Source organism: Paenibacillus sp. V4I5, from assembly GCF_030817255.1.
GTDB lineage: Bacteria > Bacillota > Bacilli > Paenibacillales > NBRC-103111 > Paenibacillus_E.
In genome coordinates this window covers 5863040-5880714 of sequence record NZ_JAUSZB010000002.1, presented here as the reverse complement: position 1 = coordinate 5880714, position 17675 = coordinate 5863040, and the positions used below count along the sequence as shown (strand labels likewise).

11 protein-coding genes are annotated in these 17675 nt (G+C 45.5%); 3 read left to right on the top strand and 8 right to left on the bottom strand.

The genetic code is table 11. The annotated features are described in order from the left end of the window. Nucleotides 1-2: 2 nt before the first annotated feature. On the bottom strand, nt 3-1052 hold the full coding sequence (locus QFZ78_RS28820; protein ID WP_307552650.1) for an NAD(P)/FAD-dependent oxidoreductase: 1050 nt from the start codon (nt 1050-1052) through the stop codon (nt 3-5). A 195-nt stretch (nt 1053-1247) separates the two neighbouring features. Here QFZ78_RS28820 and QFZ78_RS28815 point away from each other — a divergent pair, with 195 nt between their 5' ends. The 3 genes from QFZ78_RS28815 to QFZ78_RS28805 are packed head-to-tail and all read left to right on the top strand — an operon-like array spanning nt 1248 to nt 4227. Further along, entirely contained in the window at nt 1248-2213 is a 966-nt protein-coding gene (locus tag QFZ78_RS28815; RefSeq protein ID WP_307552649.1) for an ATP-binding cassette domain-containing protein, read from the top strand. Then, on the top strand, nt 2210-3217 hold the full coding sequence (locus tag QFZ78_RS28810; RefSeq protein ID WP_307552648.1) for a FecCD family ABC transporter permease: 1008 nt from the start codon (nt 2210-2212) through the stop codon (nt 3215-3217). The genes QFZ78_RS28815 and QFZ78_RS28810 overlap by 4 nt, the downstream gene beginning before the upstream one ends. Then, a complete protein-coding gene (locus QFZ78_RS28805) occupies nt 3217-4227 on the top strand; it encodes a FecCD family ABC transporter permease (protein ID WP_307552646.1) in 1011 nt (336 codons plus the stop codon). The genes QFZ78_RS28810 and QFZ78_RS28805 overlap by 1 nt, the downstream gene beginning before the upstream one ends. 102 nt (nt 4228-4329) lie before the next feature. Here the strand turns inward: QFZ78_RS28805 and QFZ78_RS28800 are convergent, their stop codons facing one another. From QFZ78_RS28800 to QFZ78_RS28770, 7 genes are all read right to left on the bottom strand, one after another. Then, a complete protein-coding gene (locus QFZ78_RS28800; protein WP_307552645.1) occupies nt 4330-7305 on the bottom strand; it encodes a galactose-binding domain-containing protein in 2976 nt (991 codons plus the stop codon). 20 nt (nt 7306-7325) lie between these two features. Continuing rightward, on the bottom strand, nt 7326-9161 hold the full coding sequence (locus QFZ78_RS28795) for a hypothetical protein (protein ID WP_307552644.1): 1836 nt from the start codon (nt 9159-9161) through the stop codon (nt 7326-7328). Nucleotides 9162-9337: 176 nt separating this feature from the next. Next, on the bottom strand, nt 9338-11629 hold the full coding sequence (locus QFZ78_RS28790) for a polysaccharide lyase 6 family protein (protein WP_307552642.1): 2292 nt from the start codon (nt 11627-11629) through the stop codon (nt 9338-9340). A 20-nt stretch (nt 11630-11649) separates the two neighbouring features. After that, nucleotides 11650-14025: a helix-turn-helix domain-containing protein gene (locus QFZ78_RS28785; protein WP_307552640.1), complete on the bottom strand. Its 2376-nt coding sequence runs from the start codon at nt 14023-14025 to the stop codon at nt 11650-11652. 75 nt (nt 14026-14100) lie between these two features. Continuing rightward, nucleotides 14101-14976 carry a carbohydrate ABC transporter permease gene (locus QFZ78_RS28780; protein WP_307552638.1) on the bottom strand — a complete coding sequence of 292 codons (876 nt, stop codon included), beginning with the start codon at nt 14974-14976 and terminating at the stop codon, nt 14101-14103. Nucleotides 14977-14989: 13 nt separating this feature from the next. Next, the gene (locus tag QFZ78_RS28775; RefSeq protein ID WP_307552637.1) at nt 14990-15958 is read right to left on the bottom strand and encodes an ABC transporter permease; all 969 of its coding nucleotides are present in this window, start codon (nt 15956-15958) and stop codon (nt 14990-14992) included. A gap of 30 nt (nt 15959-15988) precedes the next feature. Then, nucleotides 15989-17611, bottom strand: coding sequence for a type 2 periplasmic-binding domain-containing protein (locus QFZ78_RS28770; protein WP_307552636.1), 1623 nt, complete (start codon nt 17609-17611; stop codon nt 15989-15991). Nucleotides 17612-17675 lie beyond the last annotated feature (64 nt).

Here is a 17675-nt window from a genome sequence, read left to right as displayed (position 1 = left end):
TTCTAGGTCATCATGCGTTTAACTAATTCTCGATTGCGCTTTTTAAAGACTTCATTATGCGAAGACACCATGGCCACCTTATTAGCATCCGGCTGGATATATTGCTTTGCTTTATTTACTGCGTTTGCAGCATCTTGGAATGCACCGGCTATTAAATGCAGCTTTCCATCGTAATGTAAAATGTCTCCAGCCGCATAAAGTCCATCTATCGAAGATTCGCTAGCCGCATTACCAGCAATGTAATAGTTATCTGCAATCGCAATATTCACTTCACTATTTTTAAGTAGTGTCGTATCACGTTCATAACCATGATTAATAATCACTTCATCAATGGGCAAATACGATACCTCACCTGTTTCATGGTTGGTAAGTTCGACACGTTCTATGACTTCATGATTACTGCTAGCAACTAGTTTGGTTATGGACGTATGGAAGAAACAAACAACGGAGCTCTCCGAGAGCTGCTTTACTTGCGCTTCATGACCTGTTAAAGCCTCTTTTCGATAGGTTAAGTAAACGTTTTTGGCGATAGGCTCTAGTTCATTTGCCCAATCTATTGCAGAATTGCCTCCACCCGAAATGATCACCGTCTTGTTTCTGAAATGCTGCAAAGACTTCACGGTATAGTTCAAATTAGACACTTCATACCTCTCCGCGCCTTCGATCTCCAGCCTCTGCGGATTCAATATTCCCCCTCCAACAGCAACGATAACTGTTTTCGAGTAATGCATTTGACCAGAAGCAGCTTGTAAGACAAAGATACCTTCTTCATTAAGTGTGATCGACTCTACCTTTTCATTCAACACCACTTCCGGATGAAACGTTAATCCTTGTTCTACAAGATTCTCAATGAGCTTTGCACCTGGAATTGGCTTGTGTCCTCCAACATCCCAGATCATTTTCTCCGGATAAATATGTATTTTTCCACCTAGTTGGGTTTGGTACTCAATAAGCTTGGTCTTCATTTCTCTAAGTCCACTATAAAAAGCAGAGTAAAGCCCTGCTGGCCCTCCTCCAATGACAGTCACATCATACAATTCCTGTTCTTCCATCCCCGATCACTCCTTGGTTTAAGTAATGTAAATGATTATCATTCTCAATTAAATATACGTCTATTCTTCTCATTTGACAACAAAAAAAGTTATTGACAAATAAATTTGTTCGCATTATTGTGTGTATTGTAGTGAAATTGATAATCATTATCAGTTAATGGGTGGTACCTATTTGAAATAAATGGAGGTTATCTTATGGTTCGCCTGTATACAGATCAGCTAAACATTGGTTATGGTGAACGTTTAATTGTAAAAAATCTCAGTGTAGAGATTCCAGACAAGAAAATCACCACCATTATCGGAGCGAATGGCTGTGGAAAGTCTACCCTTTTGAAAGCAGCCACGCGGATTATTTCCCATCAATCTGGTTCAATCGTTCTAGATGGCGAACATATTGCAAAGGAACATACAAAGATACTCGCTAGAAAAATGGCCATCCTTCCACAAGCACCCGAGAGTGCAAGTGGTTTAACCGTCGGTGAGTTAGTATCCTATGGTCGCTTTCCTTATCAAACGGGCTTTGGACGCTTATCAAAAAAGGACTATGAAGTGATAGACTGGGCGCTTGAAGTTACAGGTACCATTGACTTTAAGTTCCGTCCTGTAGATGCACTTTCTGGAGGACAACGCCAACGCGTTTGGATTGCCATGGCGCTTGCGCAAGAAACGGAGATCATCTTCCTAGACGAACCCACCACCTATTTAGATTTGGCGCATCAATTAGAGGTTCTAGAGCTTCTGCAAAAACTAAATAGGGAACAGGAACGCACGATAGTCATGGGTGCGGACAAAACGATTTCTGTTGTTGAAAATTTCGATAAACAGCTTTACGTCTTCGGGAATAACTGGGGTCGTGGCACCGAAATTCTTTACCAAGAAATGAAGCTAGAAATGCCTAAAAAAGTCAAAGAAATGGCTTTAAAAGCCGGTTATTACGCCTTGTCTTTGGAAGTACTTCCGGAATATGCAGGCGACTACGTTATCTTCAGCAAGAACACTGATACAGATAATTCGTTTCAACAAACCGATACCTACAAAAACATTCCAGCGGTTAAAAACAAACAAGTTTTTGAAGTCAATGCGAAAGAGTTCTACTTCAATGATCCACAGACATTAGAATACCAACTCGATTTCTTCGTTAAAAACTTAGGTAGTAAATGATTACGGAACATCAACGGTTCGTCCCATTCGTATATAAACTGCTTGCTGGACTAGTCGTCTTTGTGGGTATGTTTATTGTTTCCATGGCATTTGGGGCCGCAGATGTTACCGTCAAAGATGTCTGGCTGGCCCTTACTTCTCATGCTGCTGGGGATAAAATTTCAATCATCCGTGAAATCCGTCTACCGCGTGAAATTGCAGGGATATTTGTTGGTGCTGCGCTGGCCGTTTCCGGTGCCATCATGCAAGGAATGACCAGAAACCCGCTTGCTGATCCCGGTTTACTTGGCTTGACCGCTGGAGCAAACGCGGCACTGGCGTTTACGATTGCTTTTATCCCATCAGCCAATTACTTCGGGATTACGATTGCTTGTTTTATTGGAGCAGCCGTAGGTGCATGCATCGTCTTCGGTATTGGCGCAGTGAAAAAGGGCGGCTTCTCCCCTCTGCGAATTGTATTAGCCGGAGCTGCTGTATCTGCGTTCCTATACGCGATCTCGGAAGGTATCGGTATTTATTTTAAAATTTCAAAAGATGTATCCATGTGGACAGCAGGAGGGTTGATCGGCACTTCATGGGGCCAACTCCAAATCATTGCACCATTTATTACGATCGGTACACTGATTTCCTTGTTCCTCTCCAGGCAGCTTACCATTCTAAGTTTAAGTGAAGAAGTCGCTGTTGGATTAGGACAGAAGACGACACAAATCAAAACCATGCTTTTTATCATCATCATCTTACTCGCGGGTGCCTCTGTTGCGCTTGTTGGGAATATGGCGTTCATTGGTTTGATGATTCCTCATATTGTTCGCGCTATTGTTGGAACCGATTATCGTTTTATTGTGCCAATGTCGGCAATTATAGGAGCCGTATTTATGCTTTTTGCGGATACCCTTGGACGTACGATCAATTCTCCCTATGAAACACCAGTCGCGGCTATTGTGGCGATGATGGGTTTACCCTTCTTCTTGTTCATCATACGTAAAGGAGGAAAGGCGTTCTAATGATTCATCCTCCCGCTTTAATAAAAAAACAACGGTTGCTATTATATGGTTCACTTGCACTTATTACAATGACGATCGTTCTCGGGATGGGAATGGGATACTCCTCTATATCCTATGATAGGCTGATTCCCACCCTTCTCGGTCAAGGCACATTCAAAGAAGAGTTTGTTATATTTTCGATTCGATTACCACGGATGGTCATTACATTGCTAGCAGGCATGGCACTCGCCTTATCGGGTGCTATTTTACAAGGAATCACTCGAAATGATCTAGCTGATCCGGGCATTATTGGCATTAACTCTGGGGCTGGTATTGCTATTGCCGTATTCTTTTTATTTTTTCCTATCAAGGCGGGTTCGTTTATTTATCTGCTCCCCCTTGTCGCTTTCATTGGTGCTTTACTTACGGCATGCTTCATCTATCTGCTTTCGTATAATAAAAAGGTAGGTCTTCAACCCGTCAGGTTAATGCTAATTGGAGTCGGTTTTTCAATGGCGCTATCTGGGGTCATGATTGTCATTATTTCCTCTGCTGAACGGGCTAAAGTCGATTTTATCGCAAAATGGTTAGCCGGAAGTATTTGGGGTTCTGACTGGCCCTTTATTTGGGCAATCCTTCCCTGGTTAGCCATTCTCATTCCATTTACGCTATACAAAGCAAATCGTTTGAATCTCTTGGGACTTGGCGAACCTGTGGCCATCGGCGTAGGCGTATCTGTTGAAAAGGAACGTATTATCTTACTTTTAACAGCGGTTGCCCTGACCGCTTCGGCCGTTTCGGTCACTGGAGGAATTGCCTTCATTGGACTCATGGCTCCTCACATGGCCAAAGCTTTGGTAGGACCTAGAAATCAATTATTTATTCCAGTCGCCATTCTGATTGGTGGTTGGCTGTTATTAATAGCCGACACCGTTGGACGTAATGTGATTGAACCTGATGGTATTCCCGCCGGCATTATGGTTGCTTTAATTGAGGCGCCGTATTTTATGTATTTATTATTGAAAAAATAAGCATATATATAACAAAAAAACTGAGCTCCATTGCATCATGGGTTCAGTTTTTTTGTTATACATTTATGGGCCTATGGCCCGCTTTCAACTTCTCATAATCGATTATTCACTCGGAGTTGATAGAGTGAACCGTACATTGTATCTAACCGATTGAAGCGGATTCTTCTTATCTCTAACGATCAAAATCGTTTTCCCGAATAGGGTTGAGGCTTGGATGACTTCTACATCATCCCGGTTATCATGAGGTCTGATCGATGGAATGTCCGTTGTACCAAGCGGCAACTCCACCGTGTAATCAAATATGTTCGGTGAAAATACATTCAAATGCTTGTTGTTTATCTGAATACCCTTTAATAAAGGGAGACCTTGGGGTAATTGCGGGATATCAAGTGTGCCTCCGCCTACCGGAGCTTGCAGAATATTTAGTATCCCCCGCTCGCTAAGCCGATCCCGCAACTGCTGCAAATATAAGCTGCTTGGGTTTACACGGCTTCCAGCATGATCCCAATAGGCATCACTGCGCGGCCTTTTATCATCCGAATTAGGCAAGTAGCCCTTCACTTTCGTTCCAACATGACCGATTGCATAGTTTTGCGCAGTTGGAGGCTGCTGGGAAACCAAGTCACCTTCCGTATTCCAAGTGACATAATTGGCCCCAGACCAGCCGTGTCCGCTGCCTAGCAATCCACGGTCTTGAATAGCGATATCTGCCTTCACGTTGTCAAATAATCCGCCGACCGACCAGCGGTGATGTGGCTCACTTGTTGCGAATTCATTGACGGATTGGCTGTCTAGGAAAACGTTAGGCCCCATAACACGACTATCCACTACAAATGCGTGTCTCGCTGTCTCCGCATAATTACGCTGCATCAACGTCAGCTCTCCGCTCATTTTATATGGGTACCTGTTGCCACCTGTAATCACGCTTACCATGTCTAAGGATTGGTTATCTTGAACGGTAACCCATTTCGCATTGCGACTGACGTGAACCAAGGCATGATTCAGATGGAGACCCGTTACTTCCCTCACCCATGCATTTTTCACATTGCTCAATACAACAAAACTAACCGCATGATTTTCATCAGAGAAATATATTTTCCCCCCATTGGTTGCGGTCACATTAGGATTAAACTCCGAATCAACACGAAGGTTCTCGACTCCGACTTGGTCAAGACGATCTGGATCCTCATATTTAATGATTTCTCCACCGCCCCATTGGCGTTCAATGGCATTAGCAATAGGTGCATCAATCGTGACGAGGTTGTTGTTAACTGCCGTGATGACGCGATCGAAATCCAAATCGAATGGTGCCCATTGTGTAGTTCCGTCTCGTTCAAAAATGGTATCCATCTTAATTTCATGGATCCATCTTGCATTCCCGTATCGGCGTACCTTGACCTTGTCGCCAACTTGGAATCCGCTTGGATTATCTACATGGAACGTGCTGGACCCGGCTGGCACATATAAATCAGAAACTTTGGTTGCCGTATCGGTTAGCAGATTCACTGCTTGGCCTTGTATTTCTAGAATATTTCGTTTAGCTGTACCTGTGGCAAACAAAATGGAACCGTCTTCCCCTTGACCTTCGCCGCGAAGCACAACACCGCTGGATCGAATATATAAGGTTCCGCTAATCTCATACGTACCTTTCTTCAATAAGACCGCTCCACGGAAGCCGTCTGCGGATTGAGGCATCAACGAAACCTCATCAATTGCTGCCTGAATACGCGCCATATCATCCCCATCTCCTGGTTCTACAGCAATCCTTGCCTGTACATCCGGAAGTTTAACACCGCCGCCCATATAGCCGGCATTTGAGAAATCGATGATGCGGTTTCCGCGGTAATCTGGGGCATAAACCATTTTTCCATCTGGACCGAGATAGGCAATGTTGCTTTCATCTGGGCCAATATCTGCCTGATTCTGAGCGGTAAACGTGAAGGTATCATAGATCGGATTTTTCCCTGGTACTTGGTATTGAAGACGAAGTTCATATGATCCTATCCCCTGTACGGTTCCTGGGATCGTAATCACCTGTTCCACTCCTGCATTCATTGTGCTAGATGGAAGCGTTGTAATGAAATTCCCGGTAGATACGGAAACTAGAGAAGCCGTTATGGAACCCTCCACATAGGGACGAAGGCGTACGGAAGGATACACATCCCCGATCTGGAGCAGCGCTGGCTGACCTATTTGGCTTGTCATCGTAGGATGATCGATCTGGGCGTTAACCAACAGTGTGCTTGGGTCATAAACATCCACCCAAACACTGGATTCTTTCGTTACTTTTTCTAATGTTGCCCGTGCGGTAACTTTGGCAACTCCTTCTTGGAGAGTGGTTACATTTCCGTAAACATTCACAGTCACTGCACCCGTATTCGTGCTCTCCCAAGCCACTGCGCCACTAGACAAGTTGGCCGGTGTGCCGTCACTCATTTTGCCAGCAAGGATGAGTTGAAATGGAGATCCTTTGGTCATACTCACAGTGTCGTACTCGCCCAGCGTCCGCCCTTGAGCATCCGTGATATCCACGCTGTCCAAAAATGCCGGGACTGGAGCTGAGCTATACAGCTCAAACTCTTTCAACTGGAAATTAGTTCCGGGATTTGCAATTGAAATAAGCAATTTCACATAGCGGCCGCTTACATCTGGAAAATTGGCCGTTTCTACTTTGCCTGTAACGGAGCCTACCGTTTTAACAATCGCATCTTGCCAATCACTCTGGTTGGAAGAAGTCTGAATCGTGTAACCGCCAATACCGCTAGCTGCTGCAAAGTTAAGAACGGCTTCATTGATGGAATAAACACCACCCAGATCCACCTGAATCCATACCTGTCCGTCATTTCTGTCAGAGCTTAGAGGCTGCCAATAGGTGGTTGCTGAGCCGTCAACGGCTGATACAGCTTTCCCGCATGTCGAACACTCGGAACTCTTGGATATCGCTTTATTTAAAGCTAAATTCTCTTTTGGCACATCAGCTGACGTATGAACTGGTACGCTTAGTATGGCGGGCATTAGCAGGGATAAGAAAAGTACAATGGCTAACCAACGGCTGACAGTTCTTTTCACTAGAAACATTAGATCTCCACCTTTTCGTTTTAAGTGTTAAGTCGGTCGTTCAACTGCTGCATATACAAGCTGCGCGGTAAAACATGCTTGCCTAGTACATTCAAATACCCATCGCTTCTCGGGCGGGGATCGTGGTCATTTGGTGCGCGCCCTTTCTTCATCTCGCCAACGTGACCAATCGCATAATTCTGCGCTGTCGGCGGCTGCTGCAGCGTCAAATCTCCCTCGGTGTTCCAGGTGACATAATTCGCACCCGCCCAACCGTGCCCGCTGCCTAGCCAAATGCGGTCTTGAATAGCGATTGGCGCCTTCACATTGTCGTACAAACCGCCTACTGACCACCGATGATGCGGTTCACTTGTGTTATAGTCGGTGGTGGACTTACAGTCGAGAAATACGTTCGGTCCCGTCACCCACTTGTCGACAACGAACGCATGCCTCGCCGTTTCCGTGTAAGCCCGCTGGACTAGAATCAATTGTCCGCAAACATGAAAACTGTAGCGGCGACCGCCGGTTACGATGCTGACCATATCCAAAACCGTACAATCTTGAATCGTCACCCACTTACTCCCGTAGTCGGCAAGAACAAGGCTATGATCAAGATGGTACCCTGTAATGTCACGTATCCAGGCATGCTTCACATGATTCAGGACGGCAAAGTTAGTTGTGTGGTTTTCGTCAGCATAATACGGATCAAGAGCGCCCTTCCGATCATCAATTTGTGTATCCGCCACAGAAGGATCGAATTCGACGTCAACCCGCATATTCTCTACACCAACATGCTCGATTCGATGTGGATCCTCATATTTGAGCACCTGCGCTCCGCCCCAACGCAGTTCAACTGAATTAGTTAACGGCGCGTCTACGGTTATCTTGTTGCCTTCCATTTGGAGAATGATACGGTCAAAATCAAGTTTAAATGGGCTCCACATCTTGGTTCCACCTGTTATCGGTCGCTGGACTATCGTATCCATCCCGATTTCACGAATCCAAGCATCGTTCCCATAACGACGTATGATTATCGAATCCCCTATTCGGAGATGACGAACATCCTCCACATGGAAAGAGTGGGATCCTGATGGAACATATAGATCAGATACAGTCGCACTTGTGTCTTCCAAAAGCTCGATTCCTCTAGCGCCGCCAATTTCTAACATATTTTTCTTCGTTGCACCTTTCGCATACAAGAGTGTGCCGTCTTCCCCTTGTCCTTCTCCACGAAGGACAACCCCGCTAGCTGCTATTTTCAGCGTTCCGGCCAAGTGGTACGTTCCCCGTCTCAACAAGACAGCACCTCGTAATCCTTCTGGCGTAGGCGGCAGCAGGGACACAGCATCAATGGCTTCCTGAATGCGTGCTGTAGCATCCCCTTCTCCAGGCTCGAGGGTCATTTGGGTTTGCACATCTGGAAGCTGTACACCGCCGCCCATGTAACCTGCATAGGAAAAATCTGCCATCCGATTTCCTTTGTAGTCCGGTATGTAAATAAGCTTACCGCCTGTCCCTATATAAGCAATGTCAGATTGGTCGTTTCTATTTACCGACGGGTCCTCTACATAAAAGTGGAAGGCATCGTGCAGATCCGGATAACCAGGACGCGAGAATGTTAGTCGCAAGATGTGCATCCCAAACCGCCCAACCGTACCCGGGATCGCGATATCCTTCTCTTCCCCGGTTTGAAGAGTTTGGGATGGAAGAGGAATAGCATCTCCTTTCTCTAACTCTACTAATGCGCTAATCGTCATCGCTGCGTACGTATGAACGCGTACAATCGGAAATAAGTCTCCTAGCTGAAGTAGCGCCGGTTGGCCGATCTCCATGACGAGGGTTGGATGTTCCAACCATGTTTTAACGACTTCCATCATTTCCTCCCCTTGATTCAAGTTCGTGTTCTCTACGACTTATCCATCATTTCAAGCTCATTGGAACTTATATGTATATAACCAAAAACAGTCCAAAAATTAGACTGCTCTTGGTTTTTCAAGATTAATTTCGTTGACGACCCATTGGCTAATGGACTATCCTTTTCGAAACTAGACGTTTACTGCTTCATGTGAGCAATCAACGCTTCTGTATATGCGGTTAATGAATTCTTAGCTGCGGAAGAAATATAGCTTTCCTTAGACGGATCTTGTAAAACTTCTACGAATTTAACAAGGAACTTGACGTTTTGTTCGATGGATGATGCATCTTTGTGATAATGATGCAGAGCCTGCTTTAAGCTGTTGGTTAATTGCGCTTCAAGAGGTCCTCTAATATCGCCCGAGACGATATATGGTTGGAGCATTGAGAGCAGCGTCTCCAGTGTCGGAGTTACCAGAACTCGATGAATGGATTCCCTCGTGTTACCAGCATTGTCTACTATCCTTACAATGATCTCTAGTTCGCCTAATTTCCCGGCTAAAGGAAGGACAGTCTGCGATTCATAAGTGGCCCCGGAAACAGTAAAGGTTGCTCTGTCTAATCCAGATATGTCGTCTTGCGCCTCAAGCTTCAGAGTGAGAGTTTCAGAGTCAGAGAAAGTGGCCTGATCGATCAGAGGCGACCCATTCGCCAGTATCCGATATTCGGGAGACGTTTTGTCGATGTTGATCTCAAGTAGTTTCTCCGGCTCTGCTGCTCCTTCCAGAACATAACGATACCGGATCCTATGTGTCCCTTCAGCGGAAAGATTAATCGTGTCTGTGTACACTGTCTGCCATACCGTATTGGAGTGCTGGTACTCTAACCGACCAACTCCTTCTTCCACATTGAGGGCACCTAGCTTAACCCTAACATCAGATGAAAACCAGCCTGTACCCCGCGTTATTCCTTCCACCTGTGCCTGAATGGCCGTCAATGCGTTCGGGCCGACTTCGGCTGGTGAAAGCGGCTGTCTATATGGAAGTCCTGAGTGGTATTCATCTGCTCCGACATCGATGTTTACCCGGGGCTGTCCGTCGATATCATCAACAATCGGGTAGTTGCCTACAGCAGCATCAATAACAGGGCTCATAGCTGACAGCTTATATACCCCACCAACAACCGTATGCAAAGGATCAGCTTCTTTAATTTCCGTGGAGTTTCTAGTCATGTTCGAAAGTACTCCTCCAAAGCCGAAATTGCCCTCAAACAAGGTATTCGTTGCCTTCATCTCGTTATATAACGGTCCCTCTGCTCCCACAACAATATTATTGGCTACAATACTGTCGACCGGCGTGTATGTATAGCTTTTGCTAACGACAATGCCAGACGAACTGCCTACGATCGTATTGTTGAAAACCTGAGCACGGTACACTCGCCAATGCTTGGTCAATACGGAGGAATCAAATTGGCTGCCATCGGGACCTGCGTCGTAATCGCCACCATCGATATGAATAGTACCCGGTATATTTTCAAAGTAGTTATTATAAATTTTGTGATCATTACCGTAGATTCGAAAGCCACCTACACCGGCTTTATCGATCGTCTTGTAGAAGTAGTTTCCGTAATAGCTGTTTCCGTGGCCATGTCGCGCCGTTACTTGACCTTTATTGTTGATAAAGGTGTTGTAGCGCACGGTATTCTGCCCGCTTTTGACGGAGATAACCTCAGGATCGCTGTCTAAATTAACAAATAGATTATATTGAATCGTTGTGAAGCCGCTGGACATAGATGACCCAGACAAACCGACGCGAATCGTCTCTCCTCCATTTTGCGACTGAAATGCAGCATCATGGAAATAGTTATACTCAATAACATCATATTGAGACATGACGTTGCCTTGGAAAGCGATCATTTGCCCCAGATCCACTCTCGGTCCGAACTTGTTATGGTCGATCCGATTATGATGACTTCTGGATCCTCCAAATTGTACCCATTTGATACCGCTTGGATTTCCGGAATCAGCTAGTGCGAAGGTATTCTTTGTAACCCGTATATGATTGGAATTGTTCATGTTTACAGCTGTCGCTGTTCCCGTGAACTTCATCCCTTGGATTACGACATAAGAAGAGTTGTTGATAGAGAATCCTGCGCGTCCAGTTAGAATAGCCTGACCTTGATTAGCGGCCTTAATCGTAATCGGATTGGTCTCGGTTCCATTCTTGTCAGTGATAGCGAAGGAACCGTTCTGACTATAGGTTCCATCGGCAAGGAGAATCGTAGTTCCGGCTGCTGCATTACTGATAGCGCTTGCAAGCTCTGCATTTGTAGTGACGGTTACAACATTTGCGGAGAGTGCTGCAGCATCTGTTAAACCCGCTTCCGCGGTGATAACCGGACTCTCTACTGCCGCATAACCTACGGTTGGAAGACATAAAGCGAATAAACAAAGACATGGAATGATTCTGGTAACCAGTTTACGCTTTAACATAAGCTCATCCTTCTTTCTAGTCACAGGCTCTCGCGGTATTTCCCTGGCGTGACACCTTCGGTTTTTTTGAATACGCGTATAAAAGCCAAATCGTTCGAGTAGCCGACCATTTGCGCAATTTGTAGATTGGTTAATGCTTTGTTTTCCATCAGCATTTTGGCCTGATCGATGCGGATTTTTGCAATATAGTCCGTTATATTTTCCCCGCTTGCTTTTTTGAAAAAGGTGGAGAGATACTGTGGCGTTTTCCCGCAGTGGTCGGCAATCAATGCGAGACCGAGATTTGGATCCGTGCGTTGACAGTGGATAAATCGCTTGATGTCAGATAGCAGCTGATCGCTGTGATCACTTCGTTCAGACTGCAGCAGCCCAGTAAGACGCTCGTAAAACCGCTTCGTCTTGGCGTGCATCTCCTGAGCTGTATGGCAACCCTGCAGCTGCTTGATCGGATCGAAAGCTCCTTCCTCCTCCATCGCTTCGTAACCGGCATTCGTGGCATTCATAATTTTCAGCAGTGTACTTACCATGTTGAAAAAAATACAAGTTCCAAGTTCAGGCGTCAATTGATTCGATGAGAAATTGAGTTCGTAAATGGTGTCGAGCAGCTTCTCCACACTATCATAATCGCCGCTCTTTACCAGGTTCATCAGTTGTACTTCCGTTTCGATCGGATAATGATAGTGCCGCTCCACTTCCTTGATGTCATCGAAGCAAATGATCACGCTTTGGCCCTTGATCATTTTGTAATCTAGCGCTGCCAGAGCCTCTACATAGCCTTCGCCGATCCCCTCGAGACTATCATGAACGTTACTGACAGCCACTGTAAGAATGAGCTTGAACCGGGTTTCGATGACCTCCTTAAGCGAGCTGGCAATGAACTTGACGTCAGTGGCAGCTTGCTCGTGCCGATCATTATCAAGGTTAATCAGCACCGCCAACCGGTCACGGTCCAGATCGACGGCGTATCCCATGCAGCTTTCGTTGACCAGTTCTGTGCTGATGTTGGAAATGATAAACCGAATGAGTGCCCATTGCTTTTCGGACCGGTCGTCGGTAAACCGGGATGCATCGTCCACTTGGATGACAAGAACCGCATAAGAGTTGTATATAAATGGTGATATGTTCATGAATCCGAGCGATTCCTCCGAATTATTCTGGCTGAAATCGACATGTCCTCGAATCAAACGGGATAGGAAATTAGCTCGTATGACAGGAGCCTGTTGAGTGAGAATGCCCCGCAGCTGTTGTTCTTCAACAAGCGAGCCTACAATGGATTCGCGAATAAATTCATATTCATCTCCCAGAGGGCGATTCTGTGTCCGTTTGCTTTGCATAATAGCATTGACCATATGTTTGACCGGGCTGTAATTTCGGTAGGCAGCCAAATAAGCGAATCCGGCTCCCGCTACGAGGCACAAGACAAAGAGCCAAAACGCAGTCATCTTAATGGCATTAACCGGCTTCATATACAAATCCTTCGGCATCACCGAGATATATTTCCATCCCGCCTGACCCGTGGTCGTATAGGAAATCATCATGTCTTTCCCATTTAACGAATAGTCGAACAAACCTGTCCCGCTCGTCAATTTGGCATAGAAATCACCTGATAGCTTATATTCCTCAGAGGTGCTCAAGATCACTTTTTGTTTATCATTGACAATATATAGAGCGCTTTGGTTGGCTGCCTCGATCTGTTTTAGCCTATCTTTAATCTGGCGCTCGTCGATGAGCACAACTAGACTGCCTCGGATATCTGAAATTTCGCGGGCGGGTAGCGACTGCACGTATGTGATAACGTTGATCGGCGTTCTGTCTAGATTGTTCATCATGCCCATGCCGCCGTCACGCAGAAGCTTTGCGGTTGGGAGATATTGCATGTTGTGATAGCTTTGCAGCAGCCCCTTAATCCACTGCTCGTAATTCATGTCTTCATATTTGTAATAATGATCATAAAAGGTTTTGGAATCTGTTCGAATGGAAGGCGAGAGGATGGAGTCGCTGCCTTTAAAGTACACGTAAAAGTCTTTGATAAATCCGCTGTCTATTTTCTGATAAGGTTTTAGGTAATTACGTATAAATTCGATTTCATTATACGTGTTGTCCCCCGAGCTTTCGTTGTTCACCAACAAATCAAGCTTCGGGTTAAATATGATTTGTTGGGCTAATTGGTCAACTTCTTTAAAGTGATTGTCCATCGTTAACCGAAGCTGTTCCAACATGGCTAAATTGGAGCGACTGGCGTTGTGGATCATGATTTGCTCCACCTTCGCATACAGAACGAATCCGATCACGAGAGGCAGCAGCAGTAGGAGTATATTGGAAATAAGCATGCCAATAAACACACTGCGGTTATTCCGTTTTTTGTTTCTAAGGAGCTCTTTTACATAAGGCAGCATAGAAAATAACCTCCACGAAATAGTAATCCATACTATTCGTACATGCCCTGACGATTTCCTTGTACCTCGTTACATTCATTCTTTAATGGCTCCGATCATAACCCCTTTGACGAAATACTTTTGCAGAAAGGGGTAGAGAACCAGGATGGGCAGCGTGGAGACAATGATCGTGGCGTACTTAATCGTTTCCCCCACATCCATTTTGTCCAGCGTAGATGCCCCGGTCATCATGCTGTCCGTGTTGTTGTTGACCAAGATCTCCCGCAGAATCAGTTGGAGCGGATACAGCTCGCGATCACGCAAATAGATTAATGCGCTGAAATAGGAATTCCAGTGACCAACGGTATACCACAGAATCATAACTGCGATAACCGGCATGGATAGCGGGATAATCACACGGAATAAAATCGTGAAATCATTCGCACCATCCATTCTCGCCGATTCCTCTAGGCTGATCGGCACCTGCTGAAAGGCGGTACGCATAATAATCAGGTTAAAGGTGCTGATGGCACCCGGGACGATTAAAGCCCAAGGTGTGTTCAGCAGGCCCAAGTTGCCAACGACTAAGTAAGTCGGAATCAAGCCGCCGTGAAACACCATCGTGAAGACGATCGCAAACATGAAAAAATCCTTGAAATACACATTTCTTCTAGAAAGAGCGTAGGCACCCAATGCCGTCATAAACAAGTTGAGCGCCGTCCCAGCAACTACGTAAAATATCGTATTTCGATATCCTGTGCTGATCATAGGGTTATCTAAAACCGCTTTATACGCGTCCAGCGTGAAGCCGAGCGGGATAAGCAGTAATCCCCGGTGTTTAGCAACACTCGCGGGATCGCTGAGTGAAGCGAATAGGACATAAAGAAAAGGATACATAGTGATAAAACAAAGAATAACCATCAACAGGGCATTGAAACCGCCGAATACCCTTTCACTTGTACTGATTCTCATGATGACTCCTCCCTCACCAAAGCTTATTTTCGCTAACGCGTTTGCTAATGCTATTGGCGCTAACGATTAAGATGAAGGAGATGACCGAGTTAAACAAGCCGACTGCGGCGGTATAGCTGTAGCTCGCCTCCAAAATCCCTTTACGATAAACATAAGTAGAAATGACATCAGCGGTGGAATAGGTTGATGCATTGTACATTAACAGCACTTTTTCACTGCCCACGCTTAGCATTGAACCCATATTCATGATCAGCAAAATGACAATCGTTGGCATAATGCCGGGAAGTGTAATGTGCAGAGTCTGTTTCCACCTTCCGGCCCCATCCATTTTGGCCGCTTCGTATAGGGTGGGATCGATGGTGGCCATTGCTGCCAAATAAATGATCGATCCCCAACCGATCCCTTGCCAGATGCCCGAGGAAATGAAGAGAAAACGGAACCATTCCGGCTGGCGTAGGAACGCGATAGACTCAAAACCAAACATGACGAGCAATTGATTAATCAGACCATCGCGGGCGAGAAAGTCAACCATCATTCCCACTACAACAACAATGGATATAAAGTGTGGCAAATACGAAATGGTCTGAACAACCCTTTTGAACATATTGCTGCGAATCTCATTCAGAAGTAATGCCAGAACAATCGCAGCAGGGAAGGCAAACAGGAGCTCATAGATGTTGATCAGCAGTGTATTTTTGATAAGCCTCCAGAAATAAAATCCATTGAAAAATTCGGTGAAATGCTGAAATCCGACCCATTCGCTCCCCCAGATTCCGAGGGCTGGGCTGAAATCCTTGAATGCGATCTGCAGTCCATACATAGGGCCATAGTGAAAGATGCCATAATAGGCAAGTACCGGTAGCAGCATGATATAAATGAACTTATTTCGATTTAGGTCCTTTATAATAAACGCTAATTTGCTTTCCTTCTCATAGGACTTTGCCCGGTTACGAACGGGAAGCTCATTCTCCATCATCGCCATAACGATCACTTCCTTTCTCTACAACTGCTGTTATCTCTTGTTGTATCTTTCGAGCGCAGCCTGCTGAATTTTGATGGCATCGTCAATCCCCATGCTTTTCAGTGTTTTTACATATTTATCAAAGTTCTCTAGAGGTTCGGCACCCATAACAAACTTGTTGTACATCTCATCTCTGTACGTATTGATGTCCGTCATAACTACCGCATATCTCGTGCTTTCATCTTTATTTGGAGTAACCGGAGGCATTTCCTTCTCGTTGGTTGGCAGCGACCATACCTTGATGGACTCCAATTGCTCCGGAATTTGGCTTTGATACTGCTCGGAATAACGCTTATCTTGTACCATGATTCCATCCCAGGTAGCTCGGTTATGCTTAGCCATAGCCTGACTCATTGGCATGCCTTCAGGATTTTTCGTAATGATGTCCGTATATTTCGGGTAGCCGTTCTCCAGTTTGTAGCTTACGCCTTCTTTACCGAAATTAAAGAGCATATGTCCTTGTTCACTGTAGCCCATATCCAGCCATTTCACAGTTTCCACAATATTCTTATTGCTTGTCGTGATCGCAGCAGATTTACCCGGTACCGGAGCATCCAGGTGTCCATAAAGCGGCTTGTCGCCGGCTTTCAGCACGGGATACGGCACACCCGCCAGCTTAAAGTTTTTATCCTTCGGGGACATCAGGGTCATATATTTACCCAGACCTCCGCCTGCGTTTCCAATCAAAGCACCGAGTTGGTTACCAGTGACTTTGGCGTCAAGCAACTTAGCGTCGGTTGCTGCAAAATCTTTATCAATCAGGCCTTCTTTGTACCATTTGCTCATGGTAGTCAAAAATTCTTTGTAGTTCGGTTCAATAGGACCGTATTTAACTGTATTTCCTTCCCTATAAAAGTTGTTTGGCACGCCGTAAGCTCCAATGAACGCATGAGAATTCTTCAACTCGGAGAGAGTTAAGAGAAGGGGGATTTCATCTGCTTTACCATTTCCGTTCGGATCCTTCTCCTTAAACGCTTTCAACACGGTGTACCACTCGTCAATTGTAGTAGGCTGCTTCAGCCCCAATTTATCCAGCCAGTCCTGCCGAATAATAGGTCCTTTGAATACCTGCAAAGAACGGTCGCCACGAATAAAGTGAAACCCGATAATACTGCCGTCATCCGTGGTAACTTGCTTTTTCCATTCCGGATTGGAAGCGATCGCTTTTTTGTAATTAGGAGCGTATTTGTCAATGTAGTCGTTCAGCTTGATAATCCGATTGTCCTTGATCGCTTTCTCCGGTCCGCCCGGGTACGTGTTCCAATTGTATTCGATCACATCCGGAAGACTTCCGGACGTAAGCATCAGATTGAATTGCTCCTTCTCTGCTGTCGCGCCCTGAGGGGGATGCTGGAATTCTACCTTGGTCCCGGTAATCCGCTCCATTTCCTTATAAGCTTCCATTTCACTGTAGCTCTTCATTGTAGCCGCAGCCGATGGGTTAAATGCCGACCAATAAGATAATGAAGTCAATTTAGACGCCGCTTCGCTCGCTTTGGGAGCTGAATTCTGGCTGGCTTTGTTACTTCCCGGCACACACCCGGATACTACGGATAGTGCTAGAGTTACCGATAACGCTGCTGTGCCTACTTTAGCAGGTTTTGCCTTGAACAATAAAAACGCCTCCCTATATAAAATGCTTAATCTAAGCTAATCGTAATGAAAGCGCATTCGAAAT